At 71.0% G+C, this 25,849-nt stretch carries 26 protein-coding genes; 15 read left to right on the top strand and 11 right to left on the bottom strand.

Features of this window, described 5'->3' with window-relative positions; genetic code table 11:
• Positions 1 to 9: 9 nt before the first annotated feature.
• Complete coding sequence (locus CQ042_RS14530) at positions 10 to 942, bottom strand: DMT family transporter (protein ID WP_105671170.1); 933 nt, start codon at positions 940 to 942, stop codon at positions 10 to 12.
• On the opposite strand from CQ042_RS14530, the gene CQ042_RS14535 reads away from it, so the two are divergent.
• Positions 941 to 2,347, top strand: a complete 1,407-nt coding sequence (locus CQ042_RS14535; protein WP_105671171.1) for a PLP-dependent aminotransferase family protein — start codon at positions 941 to 943, stop codon at positions 2,345 to 2,347. The genes CQ042_RS14530 and CQ042_RS14535 overlap by 2 nt on opposite strands.
• A 42-nt stretch (positions 2,348 to 2,389) precedes the next feature.
• Here the strand turns inward: CQ042_RS14535 and CQ042_RS14540 are convergent, their stop codons facing one another.
• Positions 2,390 to 4,510 (bottom strand): APC family permease, encoded by a 2,121-nt coding sequence (locus CQ042_RS14540; protein WP_258132265.1) that lies wholly within the window; start codon positions 4,508 to 4,510, stop codon positions 2,390 to 2,392.
• A 122-nt stretch (positions 4,511 to 4,632) separates the two neighbouring features.
• Positions 4,633 to 5,322 carry a hypothetical protein gene (locus tag CQ042_RS14545; protein WP_105671173.1) on the bottom strand — a complete coding sequence of 230 codons (690 nt, stop codon included), beginning with the start codon at positions 5,320 to 5,322 and terminating at the stop codon, positions 4,633 to 4,635.
• A gap of 256 nt (positions 5,323 to 5,578) precedes the next feature.
• On the opposite strand from CQ042_RS14545, the gene CQ042_RS14550 reads away from it, so the two are divergent.
• Positions 5,579 to 6,352, top strand: coding sequence for a hypothetical protein (locus tag CQ042_RS14550; protein ID WP_105671174.1), 774 nt, complete (start codon positions 5,579 to 5,581; stop codon positions 6,350 to 6,352).
• Positions 6,353 to 6,441: 89 nt separating this feature from the next.
• Here CQ042_RS14550 and CQ042_RS14555 read toward each other — a convergent pair whose 3' ends face one another.
• Complete coding sequence (locus CQ042_RS14555; protein WP_105671175.1) at positions 6,442 to 8,532, bottom strand: sensor histidine kinase; 2,091 nt, start codon at positions 8,530 to 8,532, stop codon at positions 6,442 to 6,444.
• On the bottom strand, positions 8,529 to 10,421 hold the full coding sequence (locus CQ042_RS14560; RefSeq protein WP_105671176.1) for a hypothetical protein: 1,893 nt from the start codon (positions 10,419 to 10,421) through the stop codon (positions 8,529 to 8,531). Before CQ042_RS14560 ends, CQ042_RS14555 begins: the two co-directional genes overlap by 4 nt.
• 411 nt (positions 10,422 to 10,832) lie before the next feature.
• Between CQ042_RS14560 and CQ042_RS14565 the strand changes: the two genes are divergently transcribed.
• The 6 genes from CQ042_RS14565 to CQ042_RS14590 all read left to right on the top strand — a co-directional run bounded on the left by CQ042_RS14565 (position 10,833) and on the right by CQ042_RS14590 (position 15,561).
• Complete coding sequence (locus tag CQ042_RS14565) at positions 10,833 to 11,543, top strand: response regulator transcription factor (protein WP_105671177.1); 711 nt, start codon at positions 10,833 to 10,835, stop codon at positions 11,541 to 11,543.
• A 204-nt stretch (positions 11,544 to 11,747) separates the two neighbouring features.
• Positions 11,748 to 12,482 carry a GTP pyrophosphokinase family protein gene (locus CQ042_RS14570; protein WP_105671178.1) on the top strand — a complete coding sequence of 245 codons (735 nt, stop codon included), beginning with the start codon at positions 11,748 to 11,750 and terminating at the stop codon, positions 12,480 to 12,482.
• Positions 12,483 to 12,595: 113 nt separating this feature from the next.
• Positions 12,596 to 12,865 (top strand): hypothetical protein, encoded by a 270-nt coding sequence (locus tag CQ042_RS20320; protein ID WP_146115410.1) that lies wholly within the window; start codon positions 12,596 to 12,598, stop codon positions 12,863 to 12,865.
• Between the two features lie 109 nt (positions 12,866 to 12,974).
• A complete protein-coding gene (locus CQ042_RS14580; protein WP_105671180.1) occupies positions 12,975 to 14,600 on the top strand; it encodes a molybdopterin-dependent oxidoreductase in 1,626 nt (541 codons plus the stop codon).
• A gap of 41 nt (positions 14,601 to 14,641) precedes the next feature.
• Positions 14,642 to 15,130: a molybdenum cofactor biosynthesis protein B gene (locus CQ042_RS14585; RefSeq protein ID WP_105671181.1), complete on the top strand. Its 489-nt coding sequence runs from the start codon at positions 14,642 to 14,644 to the stop codon at positions 15,128 to 15,130.
• A complete protein-coding gene (locus CQ042_RS14590; protein ID WP_105671182.1) occupies positions 15,127 to 15,561 on the top strand; it encodes a molybdenum cofactor biosynthesis protein MoaE in 435 nt (144 codons plus the stop codon). The genes CQ042_RS14585 and CQ042_RS14590 overlap by 4 nt, the downstream gene beginning before the upstream one ends.
• 10 nt (positions 15,562 to 15,571) lie before the next feature.
• Here CQ042_RS14590 and CQ042_RS14595 read toward each other — a convergent pair whose 3' ends face one another.
• The 6 genes from CQ042_RS14595 to CQ042_RS14620 form a co-directional block, all read right to left on the bottom strand.
• Entirely contained in the window at positions 15,572 to 15,805 is a 234-nt protein-coding gene (locus tag CQ042_RS14595; RefSeq protein WP_105671183.1) for a MoaD/ThiS family protein, read from the bottom strand.
• Complete coding sequence (moaC, locus tag CQ042_RS14600; RefSeq protein ID WP_105671184.1) at positions 15,802 to 16,317, bottom strand: cyclic pyranopterin monophosphate synthase MoaC; 516 nt, start codon at positions 16,315 to 16,317, stop codon at positions 15,802 to 15,804. Before moaC ends, CQ042_RS14595 begins: the two co-directional genes overlap by 4 nt.
• Positions 16,314 to 17,549 (bottom strand): gephyrin-like molybdotransferase Glp, encoded by a 1,236-nt coding sequence (gene glp, locus CQ042_RS14605; RefSeq protein WP_105671185.1) that lies wholly within the window; start codon positions 17,547 to 17,549, stop codon positions 16,314 to 16,316. Before glp ends, moaC begins: the two co-directional genes overlap by 4 nt.
• Positions 17,546 to 18,346: a HesA/MoeB/ThiF family protein gene (locus tag CQ042_RS14610; RefSeq protein ID WP_105671186.1), complete on the bottom strand. Its 801-nt coding sequence runs from the start codon at positions 18,344 to 18,346 to the stop codon at positions 17,546 to 17,548. The genes glp and CQ042_RS14610 overlap by 4 nt, the downstream gene beginning before the upstream one ends.
• A 34-nt stretch (positions 18,347 to 18,380) precedes the next feature.
• Positions 18,381 to 18,749 (bottom strand): antitoxin HicB, encoded by a 369-nt coding sequence (locus CQ042_RS14615; protein WP_105671187.1) that lies wholly within the window; start codon positions 18,747 to 18,749, stop codon positions 18,381 to 18,383.
• Positions 18,750 to 18,859: 110 nt separating this feature from the next.
• Positions 18,860 to 20,233, bottom strand: a complete 1,374-nt coding sequence (locus CQ042_RS14620; RefSeq protein WP_105671188.1) for a D-alanyl-D-alanine carboxypeptidase family protein — start codon at positions 20,231 to 20,233, stop codon at positions 18,860 to 18,862.
• Between the two features lie 167 nt (positions 20,234 to 20,400).
• Here CQ042_RS14620 and CQ042_RS14625 point away from each other — a divergent pair, with 167 nt between their 5' ends.
• The 7 genes from CQ042_RS14625 to CQ042_RS14655 all read left to right on the top strand — a co-directional run bounded on the left by CQ042_RS14625 (position 20,401) and on the right by CQ042_RS14655 (position 25,802).
• A complete protein-coding gene (locus tag CQ042_RS14625) occupies positions 20,401 to 20,793 on the top strand; it encodes a molybdopterin-binding protein (protein WP_105671189.1) in 393 nt (130 codons plus the stop codon).
• 1 nt (position 20,794) lies between these two features.
• Positions 20,795 to 21,577: a molybdate ABC transporter substrate-binding protein gene (gene modA / locus CQ042_RS14630; protein ID WP_105671190.1), complete on the top strand. Its 783-nt coding sequence runs from the start codon at positions 20,795 to 20,797 to the stop codon at positions 21,575 to 21,577.
• The gene (modB, locus tag CQ042_RS14635) at positions 21,574 to 22,362 is read left to right on the top strand and encodes a molybdate ABC transporter permease subunit (RefSeq protein ID WP_105671191.1); all 789 of its coding nucleotides are present in this window, start codon (positions 21,574 to 21,576) and stop codon (positions 22,360 to 22,362) included. Before modA ends, modB begins: the two co-directional genes overlap by 4 nt.
• A complete protein-coding gene (locus tag CQ042_RS14640; protein ID WP_105671192.1) occupies positions 22,359 to 23,438 on the top strand; it encodes a sulfate/molybdate ABC transporter ATP-binding protein in 1,080 nt (359 codons plus the stop codon). The genes modB and CQ042_RS14640 overlap by 4 nt, the downstream gene beginning before the upstream one ends.
• Positions 23,439 to 23,579: 141 nt before the next feature.
• Positions 23,580 to 24,677 carry a GTP 3',8-cyclase MoaA gene (gene moaA, locus CQ042_RS14645; RefSeq protein ID WP_105671193.1) on the top strand — a complete coding sequence of 366 codons (1,098 nt, stop codon included), beginning with the start codon at positions 23,580 to 23,582 and terminating at the stop codon, positions 24,675 to 24,677.
• Between the two features lie 271 nt (positions 24,678 to 24,948).
• Positions 24,949 to 25,461 carry a hypothetical protein gene (locus tag CQ042_RS14650; protein WP_105671194.1) on the top strand — a complete coding sequence of 171 codons (513 nt, stop codon included), beginning with the start codon at positions 24,949 to 24,951 and terminating at the stop codon, positions 25,459 to 25,461.
• Between the two features lie 71 nt (positions 25,462 to 25,532).
• Positions 25,533 to 25,802 (top strand): ribbon-helix-helix protein, CopG family, encoded by a 270-nt coding sequence (locus CQ042_RS14655; protein ID WP_105671195.1) that lies wholly within the window; start codon positions 25,533 to 25,535, stop codon positions 25,800 to 25,802.
• Positions 25,803 to 25,849 lie beyond the last annotated feature (47 nt).

The following is a 25,849-nucleotide window of genomic DNA, read 5'->3' on the forward strand; positions in this document are numbered from 1 at the left end:
CCCCTCACCCTAAGCCGGTCGGTTCCGGCGGTCGATCAGCCGGGTGCGCACTGCGAGTGCGGCGCAGGCGATCACGGCGAGTCCACCGACCGCGGTGGCCCAGCCGATCGGCTCGTGCAGCAGGAGGGCGGCCCACGCGATGCTCATCACGGGCTGGACGAGCTGGATCTGGCTGACTTGCGCCATCGGACCGATCGCGAGCCCGCGGTACCAGGCGAAGAAGCCGACGAACATGCTCACCGCGGCGAGGTAGGTGAACGCGAGCCACTGCACGGGTGTCGCGGCGGGCGGCTGATGGAGCGCCGATACCACCGTCAGCACGGCCATCAACGGCGCGGCGACGATCAGCGCCCACGAGACGGTCTGCCAGGAGCCGAGCTCGCGGGCGAGCAGACCGCCCTCCGCGTAGCCGATCGCTGCGGCGATGACGGCCCCGAACAGCAGCAGGTCGGCGCCGGTGAGAGAGCCGAGTCCGCCGTTCTGCAGCGCGGCGAACACGACGGCGGCGACCGCGCCGAGGACCGCGAAGGTCCAGAAGGAGCGGGCGGGCCGCTCGCGTGTGCGGAGCACCACCGCGACAGCGGTCGCCGCGGGAAGCAGGCCGATCACGACCGCGCCGTGGCTGGCGGGGGTCGTGGTCATCGCGAACGAGGTCAGCAGGGGGAAGCCGGCCACCACGCCGCCGGCGACGATTGCGAGGCGCGCCCATTGGGCCCTGGTCGGCGGCCGCTGGCGCGTCACGGCCAGGGCGATCCCGGCGAGGAGGGCGGCGACGACCGCGCGGCCGGATCCGATGAAGAGCGGCGAGAGCCCGCCGATCGCGATGCGCGTGAACGGGAGGGTGAAGGAGAAGGCGGTGACGCCGAGAAGCCCCCACCACAGGCCCGCACGCGTCGATAGCACTGTCGATCGTGGTGCGATAACGCTACTGTCTACTTTCATGAGTCAGGATAGCAGTGACCGGATCGTCGCCGGAGTGCGTGCGTGGATCGCCTCCGCATCCCCGGGCGCACGCGTCCCGTCGAACCGGGCGCTCATGGCGGAGTACGGGGCGAGCCCGGTGACGGTGCAGAAGGCGATGCAGCAGCTCGTCCGACTCGGGCTGGTCGAGTCGCGTCCCGGTGCGGGGACGTTCGTGCGCGCTGCGCCGGCTGCCCGCGCGGTCGACTACGGCTGGCAGACGGCAGCCCTCGGTACGGCGCCCACGGCGCTCATCGGCCTGTCGTCGACGCAGCGCACGGTCGCCCCCGATGCGATCGGACTGCACTCGGGCTACCCCGCGGTCGACCTGCTGCCGCAACGGCTCGTGCGACAGGCGCTCGTGCGGGCCGCCCGGTCGGACGCGGCGCTGACCCGTTCGCCCGCGGCAGGTCTCCCCGAACTGCAGGCCTGGTTCGCCGGCGAGCTCGCATCCGCCGCTCCCGCAGGCGTCACACCCGCGTCGGCGCGGGACGCGCTCATCATCTCGGGCAGCCAGAGCGGGCTGAGCTCGATCTTCCGGGCGGTCGTGGGCGTCGGACGACCCCTGCTGATCGAGTCGCCGACGTACTGGGGCGCGATGCTCGCCGCCGCGCAGGCGGGTGTGGTCCTGGTGCCGATCCCGTCCGGTCCGCACGGTCCCGATCCGGACGACGTCGAGCGGGCGTTCGCGCAGACCGGGGCCCGGGCGTTCTACGCGCAGCCGACGTTCGCCAACCCGACAGGGGCGCAGTGGCCGGTCGCGACGGGGGAGGCCGTGCTTGAGACGGTCCGCCGTCACGGGGCCTTCCTGATCGAGGACGACTGGGCGCATGACCTGGGGATCGATGCCGAGCCGCGTCCGATCGCCGCATCCGACGCCGACGGCCACGTGGTCTACCTGCGCTCGCTCACCAAGAGCGCCTCGCCCGCCCTGCGCGTCGCGGCCGTGATCGCGCGTGGCCCCGCCAGGGAGCGGATTCTCGCTGACCGCGCGGCCGAGTCCATGTACGTGAGCGGAGCCCTGCAGGCCGCCGCACTCGACGTGGTCACCCAGCCGGCCTGGCGCACGCACCTGCGCGGATTCCGTGAGCACCTGCGTGCACGCCGCGACCTGTTGATCTCGAGCCTGGCCGCGCACGCCCCCACCGTGCAGGTGGAGGGTGTCCCGGTGGGCGGCCTGAACCTCTGGGTGCGGCTGCCCGAGGGGATGGATGTCGTGCAGGTCGTGCGTGGCTGCGAGGCGCACGGCCTGATCATCTCCCCGGGGTCCGAGTGGTTCCCGGCCGAGCCCTCCGGCTCCTACGTGCGGCTCAACTACGCGAACGCCGATCCCGCGCGGTTCGCCGAGGCCGCCGGCATCCTGGGCGCCGTGCTCGACGAGGTCTGAGAGGGTGCGACCGGAAGGACGATGGGCCGGGTCGAAGCAGTCTCAGGCCTCGGGTGCGCCGTCCTGCGGCGGGCCGGCGGGGCGGTGCGCACGGCGACCGTTCACGACCACCGGGCGGCCGGCGCGCTCCTGGCCGGGCAGCGGACGGGAGCGACGGCCGTAGATGAGCTCCGACGAGTCGAGCAGCCACGGCACGAGCGTGATCGACACCCCGTGCACGAGCATCAGCTGATTGGCCAGGCGACGGGCGCGACGGTTGTGCAGGAACGACTCCCACCAGTGCCCCACGATGTACTGCGGGAGGTACACGGTCACCACCGACGAGCCGTGCTTCTCGCGATACTGCTTGATGAACTGCGACACCGGCTGCGCGAACGAGCGATACGGCGACTCGACGATCACGAGCGGGATCGGCACGAGGTGATCGGCCCAGTCCTTCTGCAGCGCGGCAGCATCGTCGGAGGCCACGGCCACATGCACCGCGAGCGTCTTGCCGTGCTTCGCCGCGATCGCGTAGTCGATCGCCTTCACTACCGGCTTCTGCAGCCTGTTCACGAGCACGATGGCGAGGTCGCCGGTCGCGCCGAACCTGGTGGTGTCGTCGATCGCGATCTCATGCTCGACGTCGCGGTAGTACCGTTTCACCCCCAGCATCAGGAACGCGAGGATCGGGATCGCGAAGAACACCAGATACGCGCCGTGCGTGAACTTGGTGATCGTCACGATCACCAGGACGAGCACGGTCATCACCGCACCGGCCGAGTTGATCATGAGCCCGATCTTCGCCGAGCGGCGATCGGATGCCGATGCTCCGTCGATCCCGGAACCGGCCGTGTCTTCCGCAGGGCCGCGCAGCACTCTCCGCCAGTGCCGCACCATGCCGATCTGTCCGAGCGAGAACGAGACGAACACGCCGATGATGTACAGCTGGATCAGGGTGGTCAGCTTCGCCTGGAACACCACGAGCACCGCGATCGCCGCGATGCCGAGCAGGATCATGCCGTTCGAGAACACGAGACGGTCGCCGCGGGTGTTGAGTGACTTCGGGGCGTAGCCGTCGCGGGCGAGCACGGCGCCCAGCAGCGGGAAGCCGTTGAACGCGGTGTTCGCGGCGAGCAGCAGCACGCACGCGGTCGCAGCCTGCACGATGAAGAACGCGATGCTGCCGCCGCCGAAGGTCGCCGCGGCGATCTGCGCCATCAGGCTGGGCTGCGGGTTCGTGCAGTCGAACCCGACGAGGTCGCAGGGGTTCTCGGCGTAGTGCACGCCGGTGATGAGGGCGAGGGCGGTGAGACCTGCGAACAGGCAGATCGCGATCGAGCCCATCAGCACGAGCGTCGACTGCGCGTTGCGCACCTTCGGGGCACGGAACGCGGGAACGCCGTTCGACACGGCCTCGACGCCGGTGAGCGCGGAGCATCCGCTCGAGAACGCGCGCAGGATCAGCAGGATCACGGCTGCCTGGCCGAGGCTCTCCGCCTGCACCGAGAATTCGGCGCTCGAGGCGACGGGGGCGTCGCCGAGGAACGTGCGGATCAGGCCCGTGACGATCATGATCCCGACCGAGCCGATGAACACGTAGGTCGGGATCGCGAAGACCAGAGACGCCTCGCGCACCCCTCGGAGGTTCACGACGATGATGAGGATGACGAAGCCGACCGCCAGCTCGACGCGGAACGGGTCGAGACCGGGCACCGCCGAGATGATGTTGTCGACACCCGATGCGACCGACACGGCCACGGTCAGCACGTAGTCGACCAGGAGCGCCGCGGCGACGATCACGCCGGGGATCTCGCCGAGGTTCTTGGATGCGACTTCGTAGTCGCCACCGCCCGACGGGTAGGCCTTGATGAGCTGGCGGTAGCTGAGCACGACGACGATCAGCAGCACCACGACCGCGATCGCGACGAGCGGCGTGAACGACAGGAACGTGAGCCCGCCGATCAGCAGGATCATCACCAGCTCCTGCGGGGCGTAGGCCACAGAGCTCAGCGCGTCCGACGCGAAGATCGGCAACGCCATCCGCTTCGGGAGGAGCTGGTCGTCGACCTGCTGGCTCGTCAGCGGTTCTCCGATGAGGATGCGCTTGGCGCGCGGCGGTGCGTCCGCGCCCTCCCTGTTTTCGTCTGACACGTCCGGCGACACTACGCCTCCCGACGGCATCCTCACGCGATCCTCACGGAATCCCTACGGACGGATGCGCTGTCCTCACGGAATCCTTACGCGTCGTCCGTGCCGCGGTTCCGGTCGCCCTTCGAGCGGGCGCGCGGGCCCGCGGGCGCAGGTCAGCGGTGGCGGGAGGCGTGACGGTCGCCGACGGCGAAGCCGAGTGCTGTCACGAGGAGCCACAGCGATCCGGGAACAGCGGCCATGTACTGCAGCGGCGAGAGCGCGAGCAGCACGGTGATCCCTCCGAACGCGAAGCCCGTGATCCCGATCCATCGCGGCGCCGCCCCTGCCCGCGACGCGACGCCGACGGCGAGGGCCGCGAGTCCTCCGCCCGCCCACAGCCACGGGATGGTCGCGATCCAATGCGAGTACATCCCGATGTCGCCGGGCAGGTTGATCGCGGTGTCGTCGATGCCGAACAGGAACTCGGTGTCCAGGCCGCTCCCCAGCACCTGGGCGGCGGCGACCAGCAGCAGGCCGGCGAAGGCGATCAGCGGTGCCGTCGACTGCGCACCGGTCGACGCGTGCAGTCGGCGGTGCAGCCCGGCCGCGAACACCACGATCAGCAGCGCCGAGGCGAGGGTCGCGACGTGGAAGGCGATCAGCAGCGGTCGCCTGTCCATGAGCCCGGCATTGATGGCCTCGGAGGTGATCACGCTGCCGCGGATGTACTCCGGGGACAGCGACATCGAGAGGAAGACGCTCGCGATCGAACCGATCGCAGCGAAGAGCCCCGACACCGCCCAGAGGCGTGGGCGAGGTCTCAGCGCGAGAGCGGAAGGCGTGGAGACGACGGATGCGGTCATTTGGGAGTTCCTGTCTGTGAGCACGCGCCTCTCGGGCGCGGGCACCGGAGTCGGCGCCCCTCGACACTCGCCGTCCCGGAGTCCCGGGCGTCAGGGGCCGATGTCCCGGTCTCGGAGGAGAACCCGCCGTGGCGCCCCTCCGCCGCCCGATGCAGCGCCCGCCGACTCGTGACCGAGGCCCCTGACGCCCGGGACACCCGGACGCGCAGAGTGAGCGAGCGTCCGCTGGGGGCGCATCGACAGACAGGAGAGACCGATGTCTCAGATCACCGCCGCGCGCGAGCGCGGTTCACGCCCCTCCGCCTCACGCGGAGGACGACTCTGGCTGCTGTGGGGAGTCGCCGCAGGACTCCTCGGCTTCACGGCGACCATCCTCTTCGACGTGCGGCCGTGGACGGAGGCGGACTACGAGCGGGGCGGTGTGCTCATCGCCGCCGCCGAGGACATGCCGAACCTCGATCCCACGGGAAACCGACTCGGCTTCCTGTTCGGCTTCGCCGCGGTCGCCTGCCTGCTGGTGCTGCACGGAGCGTGGCGCGTGCGCACGGAACGCGCCGAGCACTCCGTCGCATCGCGGGTCTTCTCCGCGGGACTCGTGACCTCGGCCGCCGGCCTCACCTTCGGATACGCCTGGAAGGGGACGCTGGCCCTCTACGGCCATGGCGGTCCCGAGTTCGGAAGCTTCGGCAACGAGGGGCTGCTCGTCTTCTACGCGCTGACCGATTTCGGGGCGTTCATCCCGTGGTTCGGCGTTCTCGTCTCGCTGGGTGCGCTCGCCGCGATGGCCTGGGTCGAGCGCTCGGTCTCCCGCATCCTCGGCACCCTGCTCGCGGGGCTCGTGCTCCTCGTGGCGGCGGGCTACATCGTCACCGGCGTGCCCGGACTCGCAGGGCCCGTCGGCGGACTCGGGCTCGCCTTCGCCTCGCTGTGGCTGCTGGTGGGCCGCCGAGGAGTCGCGGTCGGGGAGCGGACCGGGGTGCGCACGGTCGCCGGCTCCGCCGCGGTATCCGATGCGGAGCCGAGCCGATGAGCCGGGGGCTCTGAACTCGGCTTCCAGGTGCAGCCCGGGGAGGGCTCGATCGTGATCGTCCTCCAGCCGGCGGGCTAGCCGCGCCGCCGTCAGCCGCGGCGGTCGGCGGCGCGCACCCGCACGAGCGTGCCGCCGTCCGCCGGCTGGACCCACTCCACCTGGAAGTCCGCCTCCTGCGCCCATTCGCGCATCGACGCGAGACCGACGCCGGCGCTGCGGTGCTCGCCGAGGCCGCGTCCGTCGTCGTGCACGCGCAGGACGACGTCGTCCGCGCCGCCGAGAGTCACCACGACCGCTCCGGCGCCGGCATGCCGCACGGCATTCAGCACGGCTTCGGCCGCGATCCGCAGCAGGATGCCCGAACGCCGAGGGTCGAGTGCCACCGCATCCGCGACGACCAGACGCACCGCGCTGGCGGCACCGGCGAACGACGCGACGAGGGCGTCCAGGCCGCCGACGAGGTCGGTGACCGCTGCCGTGCCTCCTCGCGCGAGCCCGGTCAGCGTGAGCGTCTGCGCCTCCAGAAGCTCGCCCACCCGCACGGCTGTCGCCTCCGCCGCGGCGCGATCACCGCGTGCGAGGAGGTTGGCCGCGGCGGCCAGCGAGAACCCGGCGCCGGAGAGAGCGGGTCCGAGTCCGTCATGCAGCTCGCGGCGCAGCGCTCGTCGTTCGGCATGCCTGGCATCGGCTGCGCTCCGGCGTGCGGCGTCCAGCGCGGTGGATGCTGCGGCGAGCCGCACGACGACGCCGATCACCGGTGCGAGGTCGGCGATGGTCTCGCGGGCGCGACGCCCTACCTGCAGGTCGGGGTCGGAGCCGGTGACAGCGAGCACCGCGGGCCGGTCGGCCTCGCCGCCGCCGGCATCCAGCGTGAACAGCACGGGCGTGCCCTGCGGCGTGCCGACCCGCACCCCCACGGCGTCGGAAGCGGTCGTCGCGGTGCGGGATCCGCGCTCATCCGTCCCGCGATCGGTCGCGGTGCTGATGCGCACCGAACCGAGCCGCAGCGTGCGACGCAGTGCCGAGGCCAGTGCTCGCAGTCCGTCGGATCCGGTCGCGATCTCGCCGACCTCGGCCCCGAGCGTGTTCACGAGGCGCTCCGGGGCACCGGCCTCGCCGTAGACGAGTCGGTCGACACGGTGATGGATGACACGACGGGCGGGGAGCAGGCCGACGGCGATCGCGGCGGCTGTCGTGAACACCGCGACCGGCGTCGGGGGACCGAGGGTCTCGAGAGCGGTCACGGTGAGCAGGTAGGCGGCCGCGGCCAGCACGGCGAGGATGCTGGTGGTCAGCACGGCACTCACCGCCACGTCGATGCCGCGGAGCCGGTGCTGGAGACCCATCACGAGGATGGCCGACGGGTAGAAGATCTGGCCGACGATGGGGGCGATCGTGCCGAAGACCCAGATCGGATCGGCGAGCTGCAGAGACGCCGGGAGCACTGTGACGACATACGAGGCCGTGAGGAAGATATGGCCGACGAGCAGCCACAGCAAGGGCGACCGCTCCTCGCGCCCCGCCCGCAGAGCGTGACGCGCCAGGATTCCGGCGACCACCAGCGAGCAGCACAGCGTCACCGCCGCGGCGACGGCATAGGCCCCGGGGAGCACGCTCTGATAGCCCGGCCAGGCGGGCGCGAGCGGATTGTCGAGGGGGCCGTCTCCCCGCTGCGTCATCGATGCGGCCGTCGCCACGACGGTCGCGGTCGCGACCACGCGCAGCAGCATGCGGCGCAGCGCGCCCCGCCCGCCCGGGAGGAGGAGCAGCGGGACGATCGCCGTCAGGAAGGTGCCGGGGACGAACGCCCATCCGCCCGCGTACGCGAGCAGCCCCGCCCCGGGGAGTGTCGGATCCTCGAGCGCGAGCAGTCCGTACTGCACGCCGAACGCCGCGAGCCCGGAGCCGACCGCGTGCGCACCCAGCAGGACGGCGACCGGCTGCGGTCGACGCAGCAGCAGCACGGCCGCGAGCGGTGCGTAGACGAAGGCGACCGCGACGCCGATGTCGTCGAAGCGAGCTTGCGCCTGAGGAGGCGCCGGAGAGAGGAACGTCCCCGCGACGGGGGCGGCGGGGAGTTGGAAGATCCAGGCCAGGGCGATCGACGCGCACGCCAGCCCCCACGCGGGGACCAGCACGGCGAGGGCGGCGACCGTCCGCCACGGAGACGGGCGGTTCACGCTCGCCCCGCCACGGTGAGCGTGCCGGACGGGCGGTCCTCGTCGGCGCGGTATCCGGCCTCTTCCGCGCGAGCGCGCAGGGCACGGAGGATCGGTTCGGTGCGCGTGCGCTCGCCGCTCAGTCGCAGCTCCCACCGGTCGGCGGTGTGCACGGCCACCTCGATGCGATCGACGCCTCCGCGTCGTCTCGCACGCAGCACCGCCTCCGCGACGAGGTGGTAGACGGCTTCGGGATGCTCGGGCGCCTGTCGCACATCGGCGCGGAGATCCGGGCTCTCGAAGCGCGCGGACAGCTCGGCGAGAGCGGCGGGGAGATCGCCCGCGTCGAGCGATCCGGGCAGCAGCGTGCGCGCCAGGTCCCGCACGTCGGTCGTCGCGGACTGCAGCGACGCGGCGGCCCGTCCGAGCAGTGCTCCCGGGTCCGTCGCATCCGGGAGTTCCTCGAGATCCCGGCGGATGCGTGCGAGAGCGGGTTCGATCCCGGCTTCGATCTCGGCGCGGGCGAACCGTCGCTCGCTCGCGGCGATCTGCCTGGCGCGGTCCCTGGCCTCCCGCAGGCCCTCGTTGATCTCGGCGAGGAGCACGGCGACGCTCAGCACTCCGCCGATCCGGCGCAGCGCGTCGATCGTTCGGGGCTCCGGGCGTCGGCCGGCGGCTCCGCAGGCCTCCACAGTCCCGCAGGGACCGTCCGCCGCGAACAGCGTGATGATCTGCGCGGTCGTCGGGTCGATGGTCCCGGCCTGGGCACGCATCCCCTCGCCGGTCGACGAGATGATCGCCACGCCTCCGAGCCGCAACGACTGCCGCAGGGCCGCGGCCAGGGCGTCGAGCGAGCCGCCCTCCCCTCCGGCGATCCCCTCGCTCACGGTTCGCAGGAGAGCGCGGGGATCGGCCGATCTGCCGTAGAGCAGCTGGTCGACCGCACGTTGGATGCCGCGTCTGGCCGGCTCCGCGCCGATGGCCAGGAGCACGACGGCGATCATCCCCCCGCTCGTGGGGGTGAGCGGAGCCAGCTGGGCCGCCGTCGCTGCGACCGCGCCGTAGGCGACGAGCAGGGCGGACACCAGCAGCACGCCGACGGCGAAGCGCGCCAGCGGCGGGTCGACGGCATCCGGGGCGCGGGCGATCGCGGTGAGCATGAAGGATGCCGCGGCGAACAGCACACCTGCCGGGAGGAATGCCGCGGCGAACGCGGTCCCGATGAACGACGACCCGCCCTCCTCGCCGATGATGTATCCCCCGACGCCGGAGAGCAGGAGCGCGAAATGTGACAGGGCCAGCCACAGGGCGGCCTCATGATCGGGCGAGGCGCGTCGGGCAGCTGCCCAGAGGATCATCAGGCCGGATCCGAGCGCGAGGGCGAGCCAGACGATCCACAGGGCGGGGGCGACCGGGAGTGCGTGCCCCTGATGCAGCTCCGCCGCGCTCGTGACGGCGATGGCTGTGGAGAGCACGACCCCGGCCGCGAGGAGGGAGCGCCAGCGGAACATCACCGCGGCCCCCAGCACGCCCGCGACCGTGAGACCCCCGGGCATCCAGGCCACTCCCAGCAGGTCGAGCCCGAGGCCGCCGTCGATCCCTGCGGCGCGGAGTCCCGAGGCGAGCGTGGATGCGCCGGCACCCACCGCCGTCACCGCGAGCGCGAGCGGGAGTAGCGGGCCGCCGCGGCCGCCGTGCCCGCCGCGCACCGGCAGAAGGGCTGCTGCGGCGCCGAACGCGAGGGCCGCGCTGAGGGTGCCGACGGCTTCGATGCCGGATGCCGCGCTCAGACACAGCAGCATGCCGACCAGGGCGGGGGCCCACGAGAGCACCAGGATGAGGGCCGCGGGCAGCGTGCGGGTGCCGCGCCGCTGCGGCGCCGGGGTCGTGCGGGCTCGTGCGACCGTCATGGACACGGGCGATCCTCTCCGCGCCTCAGTGTGCCCGAAGCCCGGGCGTCGAGGCCAGCATTCGACGCGTCCCGGGTCGTATCGCCCGTGAGATCGGGACGCGGCGCCCTCTCGACCGGGACATCGGGACGCCTACCGTCGACGATGGTCGACGACATCCGTCGGCAGGAGGAGGGACCATGCGCGGTCGAGCGGGCGACCGGCAACAAGCGGGGCCGACATGCTCGGCATCCGTCGGCGTCGTGGGAACGCCGATCCGGGTGGCTCCCGACGGCTTCCGGCCGGTGGGGCGACAACGGGAACCCGGTGGGAGCAGATGGGGCTGCTCCCACCGAGGACACCCGCCGACGGCCTTCGGGCGAGGCGGGAGGAGTGGTGCGCGACGGGGAGGAGGGCGCTAGCGTGAGCGGCATGCCAGAGCAGCCGATCGCCGTGGATGCGACGCCCGACGGTGCCGTGCGCATCTTCGTCGTCGATGATCACCCGGTCTTCGCATACGGGATGTCGAGCTTCCTCGAATCGATCGACGGGTTCGAGGTCGTAGGTCGGGCGGGCACCGAGGATGAGGCCGTGGAAGGGGTGCTGGCCGCCCAGCCCGACGTCGTGCTCATGGACGTGGATCTCGGGTCGGGGTCGGGCATCGAGGCGACGCGCCGTATCGTCCGGGCAGCCCCCGGGATCGGGGTGCTCATCGTGACGATGCTCGGCGACGACGACTCGGTGTTCGCCGCGTTGCGGGCCGGGGCCCGTGGCTACCTGCTCAAGAGCGCGCTGCCCGATGAGATCGAGCGCGGGCTGCGGGCGGTGGCCGCCGGCGACGTCCTGCTCACGGCAGAGATCGGGCGGCGGGCGATCGATCTGCTCTCCGGGGCGCGGACGACGGGACCCGTGGTGTTCCCCGAACTCACGCACCGGGAGCGCGAGGTGCTCGATCTGATCGCCCGCGGGCTCGACAACCAGGCCGTCGCCCGGCGGCTCGTACTGTCGTCGAAGACCGTGCGCAACTATCTGTCCGGTATCCTCGCGAAGCTCGCCGTCCCCGATCGCAGCGCACTCATCGTGCGCGCCCGCGAGGCGGGCCTCGGTCGCGACGTCGTCGACCCGCCTCCCGACCCCGGGTGACCTTTCCCCGCCGTCCCCCGCCCGCCGCGCTGTCTCTCCGTTTCCGGTCGCACTTGCTGTCGTTCTCGCCGCGCGGAAGCGGCAGGAATTGCGACCGGAGTGCCCACGGGCCGCGCCGAAGCACCTGGGTGACGGTGTTCGGGAATCGTGAGGACATCGGGTATCCACAGCGGTTTCCGATCACGAAGCCGTAACGTCGTCGGCATGACGACCGTTCACGTCACCGAGGACACGATCAACCAGGCCCGCGAGCTGCGCGACGAGCTGCAGCGGTTCCTGCGTGAGTACGAGTTCGGGATGCGCGAGGTCGAGACGAAGATCTCGATCCTGCGCGACGAGTTCACGCACGACCACGCGTACAACCCGATCGAGCACGTGAAGAGTCGGCTGAAGTCGCCCGACAGCATCGTCGAGAAGATCGCCCGGAAGGGGATCGACGAGCCCGACTTCGACCGCATCCGCGCCGAGATCACCGACATCGCCGGTGTGCGCGTGACGTGCAGCTTCGTCGCCGACGTGTACCGCCTGTTCGACCTGCTCACCGCGCAGGACGACATCACCGTGCGCACGGTCAAGGACTACATCGCGCACCCGAAGGACAACGGGTACAAGAGCCTGCACGCGATCATCGAGGTGCCCGTGTTCCTGTCGACCGGCGCGCTGTTGGTGCCGGTCGAAGTGCAGTTCCGCACCATCGCGATGGATTTCTGGGCGAGCCTCGAGCACAAGATCTACTACAAGTTCTCGAACCAGGTGCCCTCGCACCTCGTCGACAGCCTGTCGGATGCTGCGGATGCCGCCGCCGAGCTCGACAACAGGATGGAGCGGCTGCACCGGGAGGCGCACGGCGTGCCGCAGCGGCAGCTCGCCCCGCCACCCCCTCCCGCGCCGCCCGCGGCACCGCACACCCCTGCCGACCCTCGGGTCGTCGGGGTCTAGCCGAGAGACACCGGGTCCGCCGCGCTCCCCGCTGCACTCCCCGGCCGCGCTGACGGCGCCGCCGGGCGTCGACCGTGTTGCGCGCGGAGCCGCGGTCCTGGGAGCATCGGCTGGTGGTGAGAACGCAGGAAGCCGTGGACGTCGAGTCCGATCACGATGTCGACGAACTCGGCGGGCTCGACCGTGGGCGGCAGCGGTGCGAGTGCGATCACGGTGACGACGAGGGCTACCAGCCCTGCGGACGCAAGGCCAGATGGCGCGTGACGGTCGACTGCGTATGCGGCGAAGGCCACCCGCGTCGGGTCGAGATCCTGTGCTCGCGATGCCTGCGCACGCTGCGACAGTTCCAGGGTCGCGAGGCCATCACCGCGCGTCGTCTCTGACCGACGGACGGCGTCTCCGCTGATCCTCACATCCGATCGCGCCTCGGCTCCGAACAACGGGAGATCACACCGGCGACGGTGTGCGGAGACGGTGGAACGGGAGACGACCATGGTGCAGCGCCGCAGTGGCAAGAGATTCCTCGTCTGGGCGGCCCTCGCGGGCATGATCGGCGGGGGCGTCTTCCTCGCGACGGCCGAGCTGTTCGCGCTGCTCTTCGCACGCGCGGCCAGTCCGATCCTCGCGGTGGGAGGGTTCGTGATCGACATCGTGCCGCAGCCCTTCAAGGAGTTCGCGATCGCCACCTTCGGCGAATACGACAAGATCGCGCTGCTGGCCGGCCTCGGTCTCGCCGTGCTCATCGCCTCGGCGATCGCCGGCATCCTGCAGTTCGTGCGTCCGCCCCTCGGCGTGATCGCGCTGGTGATCGCGGGAGTGCTCTCGACCGCGGCGATCGTGACGCGTGCGGCCGTGGCTCCGCTCGCCTTCCTGCCTCCGGTCCTCGGGACGGTCGCCGGATCGTTCGTCCTCGTGCTCCTCTGCCGCCGTCTGCGCGGGTGGCGGGAATCCGTCGTCGGGAGCGGGGGTGAAGTGGAGAGCGCCACGGAGGCCGCGGATCCCGAAGCCCCCGGCGCCGACATCACCGACGCGCAGAGCGCGCGTCCGGGTTTCGACCGGCGTCGCTTCTTCGTCCTCGCCGCGCTCGCCGGAGCGTCCGCGCTGGTCGTGGGCATCACCGCCCGCACGGTGAGCATGGCGGTCTCCTCGGTCGAGGCCATCCGGAGCGCGCTGAAGCTGCCCTCCCCGAAGACCACGGTCACGGTGCCGCAGGGTGCCGAGCTCGACATCCCCGGGCTCAGCAAGCTGTTCACCCCGAACAAGGACTTCTACCGCGTCGACACCGCGCTCACGGTTCCGTCGATCGATCCGGACACCTGGCGTCTGGTGATCGACGGCATGGTCGACCAGCGTGTCGAGATGAGCTTCCAGGACATCCTCGACATGGGCCTCGACGAGTACGCGATCACGCTCACGTGCGTCTCGAACGAGGTCGGCGGTGAGCTGGTCGGCAACGCGAAGTGGCTCGGGGTGCCGTTGCGAGACGTGCTCAAGAAGGCGGGGGTGAAGTCCGGCGCCGACATGGTGCTCTCGCGCAGCGTCGACGGCTACACCGCGAGCACACCGCTCGCGGCGCTCACCGATGACGACCTCGATGCGATCCTCGCCGTCGGGATGAACGGCGAACCGCTGCCCCTCGAGCACGGCTTCCCGGTGCGGATGGTCGTGCCGGGACTCTACGGCTACGTGTCGGCGACCAAGTGGCTCACCGAGCTCAAGGTCACGACCTTCGCTCAGGACGAGGCGTACTGGACGCCCCGGGGGTACAGCGCCGAGGCGCCGATCAAGTTCGCCTCGCGCGTCGACACCCCGAAGCTCGGCGCGGCCGTGGAGGCGGGGAAGATCCCGATCGCCGGAGTGGCCTGGGCGCAGTCGGTCGGCATCGACCGCGTGGAGGTGAGCATCGACGACGGGGACTGGGTTCCGGCGACGTTGTCGGCGCCGATCAACGACGACACCTGGGTGCAGTGGTTCATGGAGTGGGACGCGACGCCGGGCACGCACTACGTCGCGGTGCGGGCCGTGAACAAGAACGGCGACCTGCAGATCGAGGAGCGCGCACCGATCGCCCCCGATGGCTCGTCGGGATGGCAGCGTTCGCTCATCCGGGTCACCTGAGTCCGGTGCGCGGTCGGGCACGCGGGCCTAGGGTGGGAGCCATGGGCCCACTCCCCGCACTCGTGATCACCGTCTCGGATCGATCGTTCGCCGGGGAGCGTGAGGATCGTGGAGGACCGGTCGCCGTGGGGCTGCTGCGGGATGCCGGGTGGCACTGTCCCGACGCCGAGATCGTCGCCGATGGTGCGGATTCGGTGGCGGATGCCCTGCGCCGGGCGGTCGCCCGCGGCATCCGACTGGTCGTGACGACCGGGGGGACCGGTGTCGGTCCTCGTGATCTGACCCCCGAGGGGACGCAGCGTGTGATCACCCGAGAGATCCCCGGGATCGCCGAGGAGCTGCGTCGCAGCGGACTCGCCGACACCCCGCTCTCCGTGCTGTCACGCGGACTCGCCGGCATCGTCGACCCCGACGGCATGCTCGTCGTGAACCTCCCCGGTTCCCCGCGCGCCGTCGCTTCCGGCGTCCCCGTGGTGCTCGGCGTCGCCGCGCACATCCTGGATCAGGTGAAGGGCGGAGACCACTCATGAACGACGTGAGAATCGCAGCCGTGTCGGAACAGCGTCTCGATCTCGATGCGCATCTCGCCGCGGTCGAAGACCCTCGACTCGGGGCGGTGACGACCTTCGTCGGCCGGGTGCGCGACAACGACCCGGACGCCGAGACCCCCGTGGTCGGCCTGGAGTACAGTGCACACCCCGACGCCGAGGCGACGTTGCGGCGGATCGCCGAGCAGGCCGGCGCCGGGGCGGAAGCCCCCGCGGTGGTGGCGGTGAGCCATCGCATCGGCCACCTCGACGTCGGCGATGCGGCCGTGGTGATCGCGGTCGCCTCCGAGCATCGTGCCGAGGCGTTCGAGGTGTGCCGGGCGGTCATCGAGGCCATCAAGAGCGACCTCCCCGTGTGGAAGCGTCAGCTCGAGGTCGACGGAACCTCGTCGTGGAAGGGCATCGGCGGCTGAGCCGTCCCCGTCATCCGCCGGCGAAGGGCGGGAGCACGTCGATGAGCTCGGCGTCGTCGAGGGCGGTGTCGCCGTCGGCGCGCACCCCGTCGACGAGCACCGCGCAGCGCGCCAGGATGTCGGCGAGCGCCGGATGCTCGGCGACGACGGCGGCGCGCAGGGCGAGGAGCGAGTTCTCGCCGCGTTCTTCGCTGTCGGTGCCTGCGGCCTCGGCGGCGGCGGCGAAGTAGCGCACCCGAGTCATCGGGCGTCCCCCGCGTCTCCGGACGCGACGAAGGGTGCGGCTTCTCCGGGGCGGACCCAGTCGCCGGAGCGCCCGCCGGACTTCGCCACGATGCGCACGTCTTCGATCACGACGGCGCGGTCGACGCCTTTGATCATGTCGACGATCGCGAGGGCGGTGACCGAGACCGCCGTCAGTGCTTCCATCTCGACGCCCGTGCGGTCGGCGGTGCCCACCGTGGCCTCGACGTGCACGCCGTCATCGACGATCTCGAGGTCCACGCTCGCCCGATGCACGCCGATCACGTGCGCGAGCGGGAGCAGCGACGGGGTGGACTTCGCCGCCTGGATGCCGGCGATGCGCGCCACGGCGAGGACATCGCCCTTCGGTACGGTGCCGTCGCGGAGGGCGGTGATCACGTCGGTGCTGCAACGCACGAAGCCTCGCGCGGTCGCGGTGCGGACGGTCGGCTGCTTCGCGGTCACGTCGACCATGTGCGCACGGCCGGCGGCGTCAAGGTGAGGGAAGCTCATCCGACCAGCATGACATCGATCACATCGCCCACGGCGACCGCCTCGATCTCGGCCGGCACGATCGCGAACGCGTGCGCACGGGCGAGACCGCCGGCGAGGTGCGACCCCGACCCGCCCGCGGTCGCCGGACGCACGGTGCGCGCGGCGAGGTCGACGACGGCGGGAAGGTACTGGCGGCGGCCGGGCGGAGGCGTCCACGAGGCGTCGGCGGTGAGCGGCGCGCGGGGGCGGTGGATCTGCGTCCGTCCCTGCATCGCGAGGAGGGCGGGTCGCACGAACACCTCGAACGACACCGCCACGCTGACGGGGTTTCCCGGGAGGCCGAACACCAGGCATCCGGTCTCGAGCACTCCGAAGGCCTGCGGCTTGCCCGGCTGCATCGCGACCGCGCTGAACTCGACCTGTCCACCGCCGTCGAAGGCTCCGCGCACGGGCTCGTAGGCACCGGCGCTGACACCGCCCGTGAAGACGATCACGTCGGCAGCGAGGGCGACGGCTTCGGCCGTCACCGCTCGGACGGCGTCGGCCTCGTCCGGAACGCGCGCGACCAGCACCACCTCGGCATCGGCATCCGCCACCAGCTGCTCCAGCAGCGGGCCGTTCGAGTCGGGGATGCGGCCGCGGGCGGGGGCTTCCCCCGGTGCGAGCAGCTCGCTGCCCGTCGACACCACGGCCACCCGAGGCGCACGCGTCACCGTGACCTCGGCGATGCCGGCGGCGACGGCGGCCGCGACCTGGAAGGGCCCGAGGCGCTCGCCGGCGAGCACGACCTCGTCGCCTGCATGCAGATCCGCGCCCCGGCGCCGCACGAAGACACCGGGCTTGGCCGGCGCCCGCAGCACCCGTACCTCGCCGAGGGAATCGGCGAGCCCGCCGGTGGTGTCCTCGAAGGGCACGATCACGTCGGCATCCGTCGGGGTCGGCGACCCGGTCATGATGCGGGCAGCCTCGCCTCGGCCGAGTGGAGGGTCGGTCGCGACGCCGGCGGGGAGGTCGGCGACCACTCGCAGGGTGACCGGATGCTCCTCTGATGCGCCGGCGACATCGGCTTCGCGCACGGCGAAGCCGTCCATCGCCGAGTTGTCGAAGAGCGGGATGTCGTGGGCGGCGGTCGCCGGATCGGCGAGGGTGCGCCCCGCAGCATCCCGCACCGGACGCGTATCGGCCGCGAGCACCTGGACGGCCTCGAGCACGCGGTCGAGCTGCTCTTCGACCGTCCGACGGCCGTTCATGCCGACACCGCCGATGCCGACGCCGATGCCGACGCTGTTGCAGCCGACCGGATCGCGATCTCGTGCTGTCGACCGGTGAGTGCGTCGATCATGGCCAGGCGTCCGAGCAGCGGTTCGCCCGCTCCGGTGACGAGCTTGATCGCCTCGCCGGCCAGCATCCCGCCGACCTGCACGCACAGGGCGCCGAGCACGCCGACCTGGGCGCAGCTGGGCGGCTCGCCCTCGGTGTCGAGCGGGAAGAGGTCGGTGAGCACCACGGGGTCTCCTTCGGTCGGTCGCGACCAGAACACGGTGGCCTGCGCGTGCCACTCCTGCACGGCCCCCCACACGAGCGGCAGCCCGAGCGTCTCGGTCGCAGCGGCCACGTCGCGGCGGGTGGCGAAGGAGTCGCTCGTGTCGACCACCACGTCGGCGCGCGCCAACAGTCGCTCGGCATTGGCGGCATCGAGACGTTCGTGCACCTGGGTCACGACTGTCTGTGGGGCGAGCGCGGTGATCGCGCGCGCGGCTGAGGCGGTCTTCCTGGTCCCGATGTCTTCCACCCGGTGTGCAAGCTGACGCTGCAGGTTGGTCAGCTCAACGACGTCATCATCGATCACGGCTATCGAGCCGATCCCCGCCGCAGCCAGTGCGAGCAGCACCGGTGAGCCGAGGCCTCCCGCACCGACGACCGCGACATGGGCGGCGTTCAGGCGGCGCTGCCCTTCTTCGCCGATACCGCCGAGCACGGCGTGCCGCGCGGTGCGCACGAGTTCTTCCGGGTCCAGCGCGGCGGCGGGGGCGACGAGGGGCTGCATGCGTTCAGCGTATGCCCGGCAGTTGCATGGTGTCTCAGCTGCTCACGAGCTGAGACACCCGCCCGCGTGAGACGCCGAGAATCGCCGCGGAGTCGGTGACGGAGAATCCGGCTTCTCGAAGGTGTCGAACGACGCGACGCGACTCCGCGGCGGCGGCGGCCGAGGCCGCGATCGCATTCTCCGTCGCGATGTGCGCGGCAGCGACCTCATCGCCGAGAGGGCCGATATCGGGCACCACGGTGATGTTCCAAGCGCTGTGGTCGACATCGGGTTCCTCGGTGTCGAGGTAGTCCCGGACCTGCTGTTCAGCCTTGTCGAGTGTGGCGATCTGTGTGGCGGCTTCTCCGTCGAGCCAGAGTTCCCAGCCGTGTTCCCACTTGCGCGCGGTGGCGGTGATGTCCATCGTCAATCCTCCTTCGATGCTTCGATCGTCTTCAGCGCCTTGCGGACGAGCTCCCCTGCCGGGGATGGGGGAGAAGCTGAGATTTCCGGGTGCAGGTGCAGAGGGCAGCGTCAGCGGGCGGCATCCGTCATCGAGCCGAGCTCGGACGGGTGGGTGAGTCGCCACCACTCGGACGGCGGGTCGATGCTGCTCGTGATCTCGACCGGCGCGGTGACGGTGTTCGGGCCGGCGGTCCAGGTCACGTTCCCCACGACCGAACCGTCTCGATAGGTCGGCGGGGTCTTGATCTCCATCGTGACGGTGATCGGAGTATCCGACCAGGTGAGGATCGACGCGTCTTCCCCGATGACCAGCTGGGCGGTGGAGCCCCAGGGCGTGGAGATCGTGCCGACCTCCTGCCCGGATGTCGCGAGGGGCACCTCGTGGAACCCGGCGCGGATGCTGTCCAGGGTGGCGACCACGGTGGCGTTCACCGACTCGCGTGAAGAACCCCCGAGGATCACGCCGGTGACCGCGAGCGGATCGGTCGCACCGACGTCGAGAGTCGCGGTGTACAGCAGGCTGTAGGTGCCCTCGCCGAGGGTGCCGGTCTTCAGTCCCGTGATCCCGCTGGTTCCGATCAGGCCGTTGGTGTTGTAGAGCTGGCCGGCGCCGGGGAGGGTGATCGACGCGGTCGCGACGATCTGCGCGATCGTCGGATTCGCGGCGGCGAGCTTCCCGATCGCCACGAGATCGGCAGGCGTGCTGGTGTTGCGTGGGCTGATGCCGGTGGGTTCGGTGATCGTCGTGCCCGTCAGCCCTTGGGCGGAGAGCCAGGCGCGCGTCGCGCCGAGGAACGCGCTCTGCGATCCGAAGATCCGGGATGACAGCGCCTCGGCGTAGTTGCTCGCCGAGGGGATCAGCATGGCGGCGAGGGCGTCGTGCAGCGACATCGCGGTGCCGGTAGGCATGGGGGCGATGGTCGCGCCGAGCACGTAGTACCTGTCGTAGAGGTCGTGGTCGGCCTTGCTGAAGGTGATCGTGGGGCCCGGATCTTCGGCGGAGGCGAGCGGGACCGCATCGAGGATGACCAGGGCGGTGACCAGTTTGGTGATGCTCGCGATGGGGAGCGGCTCGCCGGTTCCGCTCGACGACCAGATCCCCGGCGCCCCCTCGCCCAGATACGCGTCCGCACCCGAGATGCTGATCGCCGATGCGGCCACCGGCGGCACGGCGATGGATGCGGCGTCGACGGTCGGGGCCTGCGGCGTCTGTGTGCTCACCGCCGGCGGATTCACGGGAGCGGTGAGAGCCCACCCGATGTACCCACCGGCCGCCGCCAGCAGCAGGAAGACGCAGACGGCCGTGATGATGAGCCCGCGGCGTCGGCGGGCGCGACGTACCTCCGGAGGGATTCGATCACGATCGTGAGCGAACTCCTGCTCGTGGGTCATCAGGTCCGCGAAGTCGGACAGCCCGTCGGTGGGGTGATTCGGTGCGGTCATCGAGAGTCATCATGGCGGACATCCGCCGCCGGGCGGTATCGGCCGTTCGGGGGACAGTGCGACGCCTCGTATCCCGCTGGTAGATAAGGAAGAGCCCGTTCTTGCTCAATTGACGCAGGATCGGAATCTCCTGATGATTTTCTCCGCATCTGCGGTAGATTCGTCCCATGCACACCTACCGGATCGCTCGCGCCGCGCAGTTGCTCGGAGTGAGTGACGACACCGTCCGCCGCTGGATCGAGCAGGGGCTCCTCCCGGTCACGGACGCGGTGCCTGCCGAGATCCCCGGCGATGCCGTCGCGGCGCGGGCCGTCGCGCTCGCGGAGGAGGCGAAGAAGGCCGGAGACGTGCTCTCCAGCGCCCGCAACCGCTTCGTCGGCATCGTCACGCGCGTGCAGATCGACGGGCTGATGGCCCAGGTCGACATCCAGTCCGGACCGCATCGGGTGGTCTCACTCATGTCGTCCGAAGCGGCGCGCGAACTGCAGCTCGAGGTCGGCTCGCTCGCCACCGCATCCGTCAAGGCGACTCAGGTCGTCGTCGAAGTACCGAAAGGTTGACATGAACCACTCGCTGCGTCGTTCCGCCGCCGCCGTCCTCGCCGCCGCCGCTCTCGTCCTCACCGGCTGTGCGAGTGCGGCGGAGAGCACGCCCGCCCCATCGACGAGTGCCGAGACGAGCGGGCTGAGCGGCGACCTCACGGTATACGCCGCGGCGTCCCTCTCCGGTGCCTTCGACGCGATCGGTGAGGCGTTCATCGCCGAGAACCCGGATGTGACGTTCAGTCCCGTCTACGACGGCTCGTCGACCCTGGTCACGCAGATCCTCGAAGGCGCCCCGGCCGACGTGTTCGCGTCCGCCGACGAGGCGAACATGGAGAAGGCGACCGACGTCGCGGTCGACCCCACGCTCTTCGCTTCCAACACCCTCGTGATCGCGGTACCCGCCGGCAACCCGGGCGGGGTCGAGACGCTCGACGATCTGGCCACGGCGACCACGGTGCTGTGCGCGCCGGAGGTGCCCTGCGGAGCGGCGTCCGCGAAGCTGCTCGCGGCGGCGGGGGTGACAGTGGACGCCGCGAGTCTCGAGCAGAACGTGACGGCCGTGCTCACGAAGGTCGCCGCGTCGGAAGCCGACGCCGGACTCGTCTACGCCACCGACGTGATCGGTCGGGACGATGTCGAGGCGATCGTGCCCGACGGCGCCGATGAGGTCGTGAACCACTACCCGATCGCCGCGCTCTCCGACGCTCCGAACGCCGATGCGGCCGACGCGTTCGTGGCGTTCGTGCTGTCGGAGGCGGGTCAGAAGATCCTGGCGGACTTCGGCTTCGGGGCACCATGAGTGCCGCCGGTGCGCGCGGGTACGCTCCGCGCGCACTCGCCGTCCCGGCCATCGTCGGTCTCGCCTTCCTGATCCTGCCGCTCACGGCGCTCGTCGCGCGGGTGCAGTGGTCCACGTTCCTCGCCGATGTGACGTCGGATGCCGCGCTCTCGGCCCTCCTGCTCTCGCTCGGCACCGGTCTCGTGGCCACTGTGCTGTGCATCGTCGTGGGGGTCCCGCTCGCGCTGTACATCGCCCGCTCAGGACCTCGGTTCGCCGCTGTGCTCCGCGCCGTCGTCACGGTGCCGCTGGTGCTGCCGCCGATGGTGGGCGGCGTCGCCTTGCTCTATCTGTTCGGGCGTGCGGGATGGCTCGGCGGACTCGGCCTGTCGTTCAGCACCCCGGCCGTCGTGCTGGCGCAGACCTTCGTCGCACTTCCCTTCCTGGTGCTCGCCGTCGAGGGGGCGGTGCGCACCTCGGGCGTGGACTACGAGCGCACGGCCGCCGCGCTCGGAGCCGGGCGATGGACGATCCTGCGCCGCATCACCCTGCCGCTCGCGGCCCCGGGCATCGTCGCCGGAGTCGTGCTGTGCTTCGCCAGGGCCATCGGCGAGTTCGGTGCGACGGCACTGTTCGCCGGCAACCGGCCAGGAGTCACCCAGACGATGCCGCTCGCGATCTACACCGCGTTCAACGGCGCGGGAGTGTCGCAGGGCACCGCGGTCGCCCTCGCACTGCTGCTGCTCGCCACCGCGATCGTCGTGCTGCTTCTCGTGCGCGGCTGGCGGCCGGGGGCGGCGCGATGACCGTCGCGGAAGGACTCCCGGCCGCGGGGTGGGGGTTGCGCGCGGAGATCGTGGTCGAGCGCGAGCACTTCGCCGTCGACGTCGCGGTGCAGGTCGCGGTCGGCGAGACCCTCGCCGTGATGGGTCCGAGCGGGGCGGGCAAATCGACGCTGCTGCAGGCGCTCGCCGGACTCCAGCCACTGACGGCAGGGGAGATCGAGGTCGCGGGGCGCGTGGTCGACCGCGTCGCCACGCCACGGGTGCAGACGGCGCCCATGAACCGCGGCATCGTGCTGCTGGGGCAGGATGCGCGGCTGTTCCCGCACCTGTCGGTGCGCGAGAACGTCGCCTTCGGCCCTCGGGCCGCCGGGAGCGACGCCCGTGCCGCCCGTGGCACGGCCGATGAATGGCTCGCACGTGTCGGTCTCCCCGGGGCGGGCGATCGGATGCCGCGCGAACTCTCGGGCGGGGAAGGGCAGCGCGTCGCGGTGGCCAGAGCGCTCGCCGCGTCGCCGCGCGCGGTGCTGCTCGACGAACCGCTGGTGGCGCTCGATCCATCGACCGCGGGCGACATCCGCCAGATGCTGCGTGATCAGCTGACCGGGATCACCACGATCGCGGTCACGCACGATGCCGCGGATGCGGTCGCCCTGGCCGATCGCCTCGTGGTCATCGAGGCGGGCCGAGTCACGCAGAGCGGACCGGTCCGTGCGGTGCTGTCGGCCCCGGCCACGGGTTTCGTCGCCTCGATCGCGGGCGTCAACCGTCTGGTGGGCGTCGCCGCGGACGGGGGATGGGAGAGCGGCGGACGGCATCTCACGAGCGCGGATGCCGGCTCGCTCGCGCTCGCCGCGGTCGGGGGCGTGCCTCTCGCCGCGGTGTTCCGTCCCGAGCACGTGCAGGTGGTCGATGACGGGGAGGCGGATGCCTGGCGCACCGAGGTCACGCGACTCGAGCCCACTCTCGCGGGGGTCCGCGTGCAGACCGCGTCGTGCGCGATCGATGTCTCCCTGGCGGTGGCGGCCGGGCTCGCACCGGGCGACACGGTCCATCTGCGGATCGATCCTGAGCGCGTGCGGTTCGTGTCCGTGCGCTGAGCGGGCTCGTGCCTCGCGACACCAGCGAACACCCGCTCGTGCCTCGCGACGCTGGCAATCTCCCGCTCGTCGGCGCCGAGCCGGCCCGGACCGGGACCGGGCGGGTTAGTCTCGAACGATGATGGGGAGCGAGGGGGCACCATGACGGCCGTACCGGTCGTGATCGGCGTGCGCGCGCCGCACGTCGATTCCGGACCGCGCACCGCCGGCCCCGCTGCGGGTCTCGGCGGAGGTCTCGTCGACACGCACGGCCGCGTGCATCGCGATCTGCGCATCTCGCTCACCGACCGCTGCTCGCTGCGCTGCACGTACTGCATGCCCGAGCAGGGGAACGAGTGGCTCGCCCGTACGAGCATCCTCTCCACCGACGAGATCGTCGAGGTCGCCGAGGTGGCCGCGGCGCTCGGCATCCGCACCTTCCGTCTCACGGGTGGCGAGCCGCTCCTGCGGGCCGACATCATCGAGGTCGTGAGGCGCATCTCCCGCATCGAGGGGGAGGACGGCCCCGTCGAGGTCGCCATGACCACCAACGGCATCAGCCTCGCCCAGAAGCTGCCGGCCCTGATCGATGCCGGGCTCACTCGTCTCAACATCAGCATCGACACGGTAGACCGTCAGCGCTTCGCGGATCTCACCCGCCGCGACCGTCTGGACGACGTGTTCGAGGGCATCGCCGCCGCCGCGGCATCCGAGCTCCGTCCCCTCAAGCTGAACGCGGTCGCGATGCGCGGCGTCAACGACGACGAGCTGGTCGACCTCGTGGAGTTCGCGATGAGCGTGGGGGCGCAGCTGCGGTTCATCGAGCAGATGCCGCTCGACTCCGGACACACCTGGGACCGCGCGTCGATGGTCACGCGCGAGGAGATCCTCGCGTCGCTGGGTGAGCGCTGGCGTCTCGATCCGGTGGAGGGTCGAGGGGGAGCGCCGGCCGAGAAGTGGCGGATCGACGGCGGACCGCACGAGGTCGGTGTGATCGCCTCGGTCACCGCCCCGTTCTGCGGGGCCTGCGATCGCCTGCGCCTGACCGCCGACGGCCAGCTGCGCAACTGCCTGTTCTCGCTCGCCGAGTACGACCTGACCGGGTTGCTCCGCGGGGAGTCGGCATCCGCACCGGGAGAGCGCGCCGACGAGATCGCCGCCCTGCTGCGTTCGTGCGTGCACGGGAAGCTGCCGGGGCACGCGATCGACGACCCCTCCTTCCTGCAGCCGGCACGCGGGATGAACGCGATCGGCGGCTGAGCGGGGCCGTGCTCCTGTGCCTCGGGTCGTCGGAGGCTGATCCGCGATACGGTCGTTCTCGATGCCACGACCACTGCCGTCCCCGACTCGCGGATCCGCGAGGGGCTCGACGATCTGCCGATGCTCGACCGCGGTGACCTTCGCTGCGAATGCGGGCCGGCCTGTGCGAGCCACGGACCCAAAGCACAGGGGGGTATGAACGGGGATGTGGGAGCCGATCGGGCGGGATAGCGACGGATACCGGTTGACGATCCGGGCGACACGAGTCTCCATGCTCCAGCTGGTCGCGATCATCGTCGGGTGCATCATCGTAGGGGGAGCTGCCGCCACGGGAGCGTTGATCGCTTTCTCCCTGGAGACCGAGATCATGCTCGGCAGATCCGGTGTCGTGCTGGTCGCCGGTGGCCTGGCGATCGTCATCGTGCTCGCCTTGCTGTGGGTCTTCGCCTGGCGAAGGAAGCGATACCTCATCGAATGGGACGATGAGGGTATCCGGATCATCGGTGCCGGGGTGGAGCGACTGCTCCCTTGGGATTCCGTCGCTCGCGTGCTGATCCGCGTCGACACGGACTACGCCCGGGTCGAGGTGAGGGGCACAGGCACCAGGTCTGTGACGCTCTTGGCCGGTTTCGGCTCCCAAGACGTCAAGAAGACCAACGCGATCGATCCGATTCCCCCGGGGATGGCGAACCTCCTGCACCGTCATCTCCTCGTGGAGCAGTCGACCGATCGAAAGGCGCCTGGCCTGCATGTCTTCCTGCGCAAGCCAGACGCAACCGTGTGAGCGTTGCATTGTGAAGCGGCGGGGATTCTTTTCGTATACACAATTGCCATATTTTCGTATACACTAAAGAAATGAGCGAGCACCTGTTGCACGGCAAGCCCGTCACTGACGAGCAGATTCAGGCGTGGGCAGATGAGGCCGAGGCCGGCTATGACCCGTCGACGCTCCCCAAGCCGCGTCGCGGTCGACCGACCGTAGGTGATGGTCCAGGGGTGGTCATCCCCGTGCGGCTCGATGCGTCCACGATCGCCGCACTGACAGCGCGCGCTGAGGCTGAGGGTATCGCCACGCGGTCTGAAGCGATTCGCGCCGCCGTGCGCGAATGGGCGCACGTTGCCTGACCTGCACAGATCAGCCCGCAAGCACTACCGGCGTGACCAGCTCGACG

The sequence above is a fragment of the Microbacterium sp. MYb62 genome, from assembly GCF_002979475.1.
Lineage (GTDB): Bacteria > Actinomycetota > Actinomycetes > Actinomycetales > Microbacteriaceae > Microbacterium.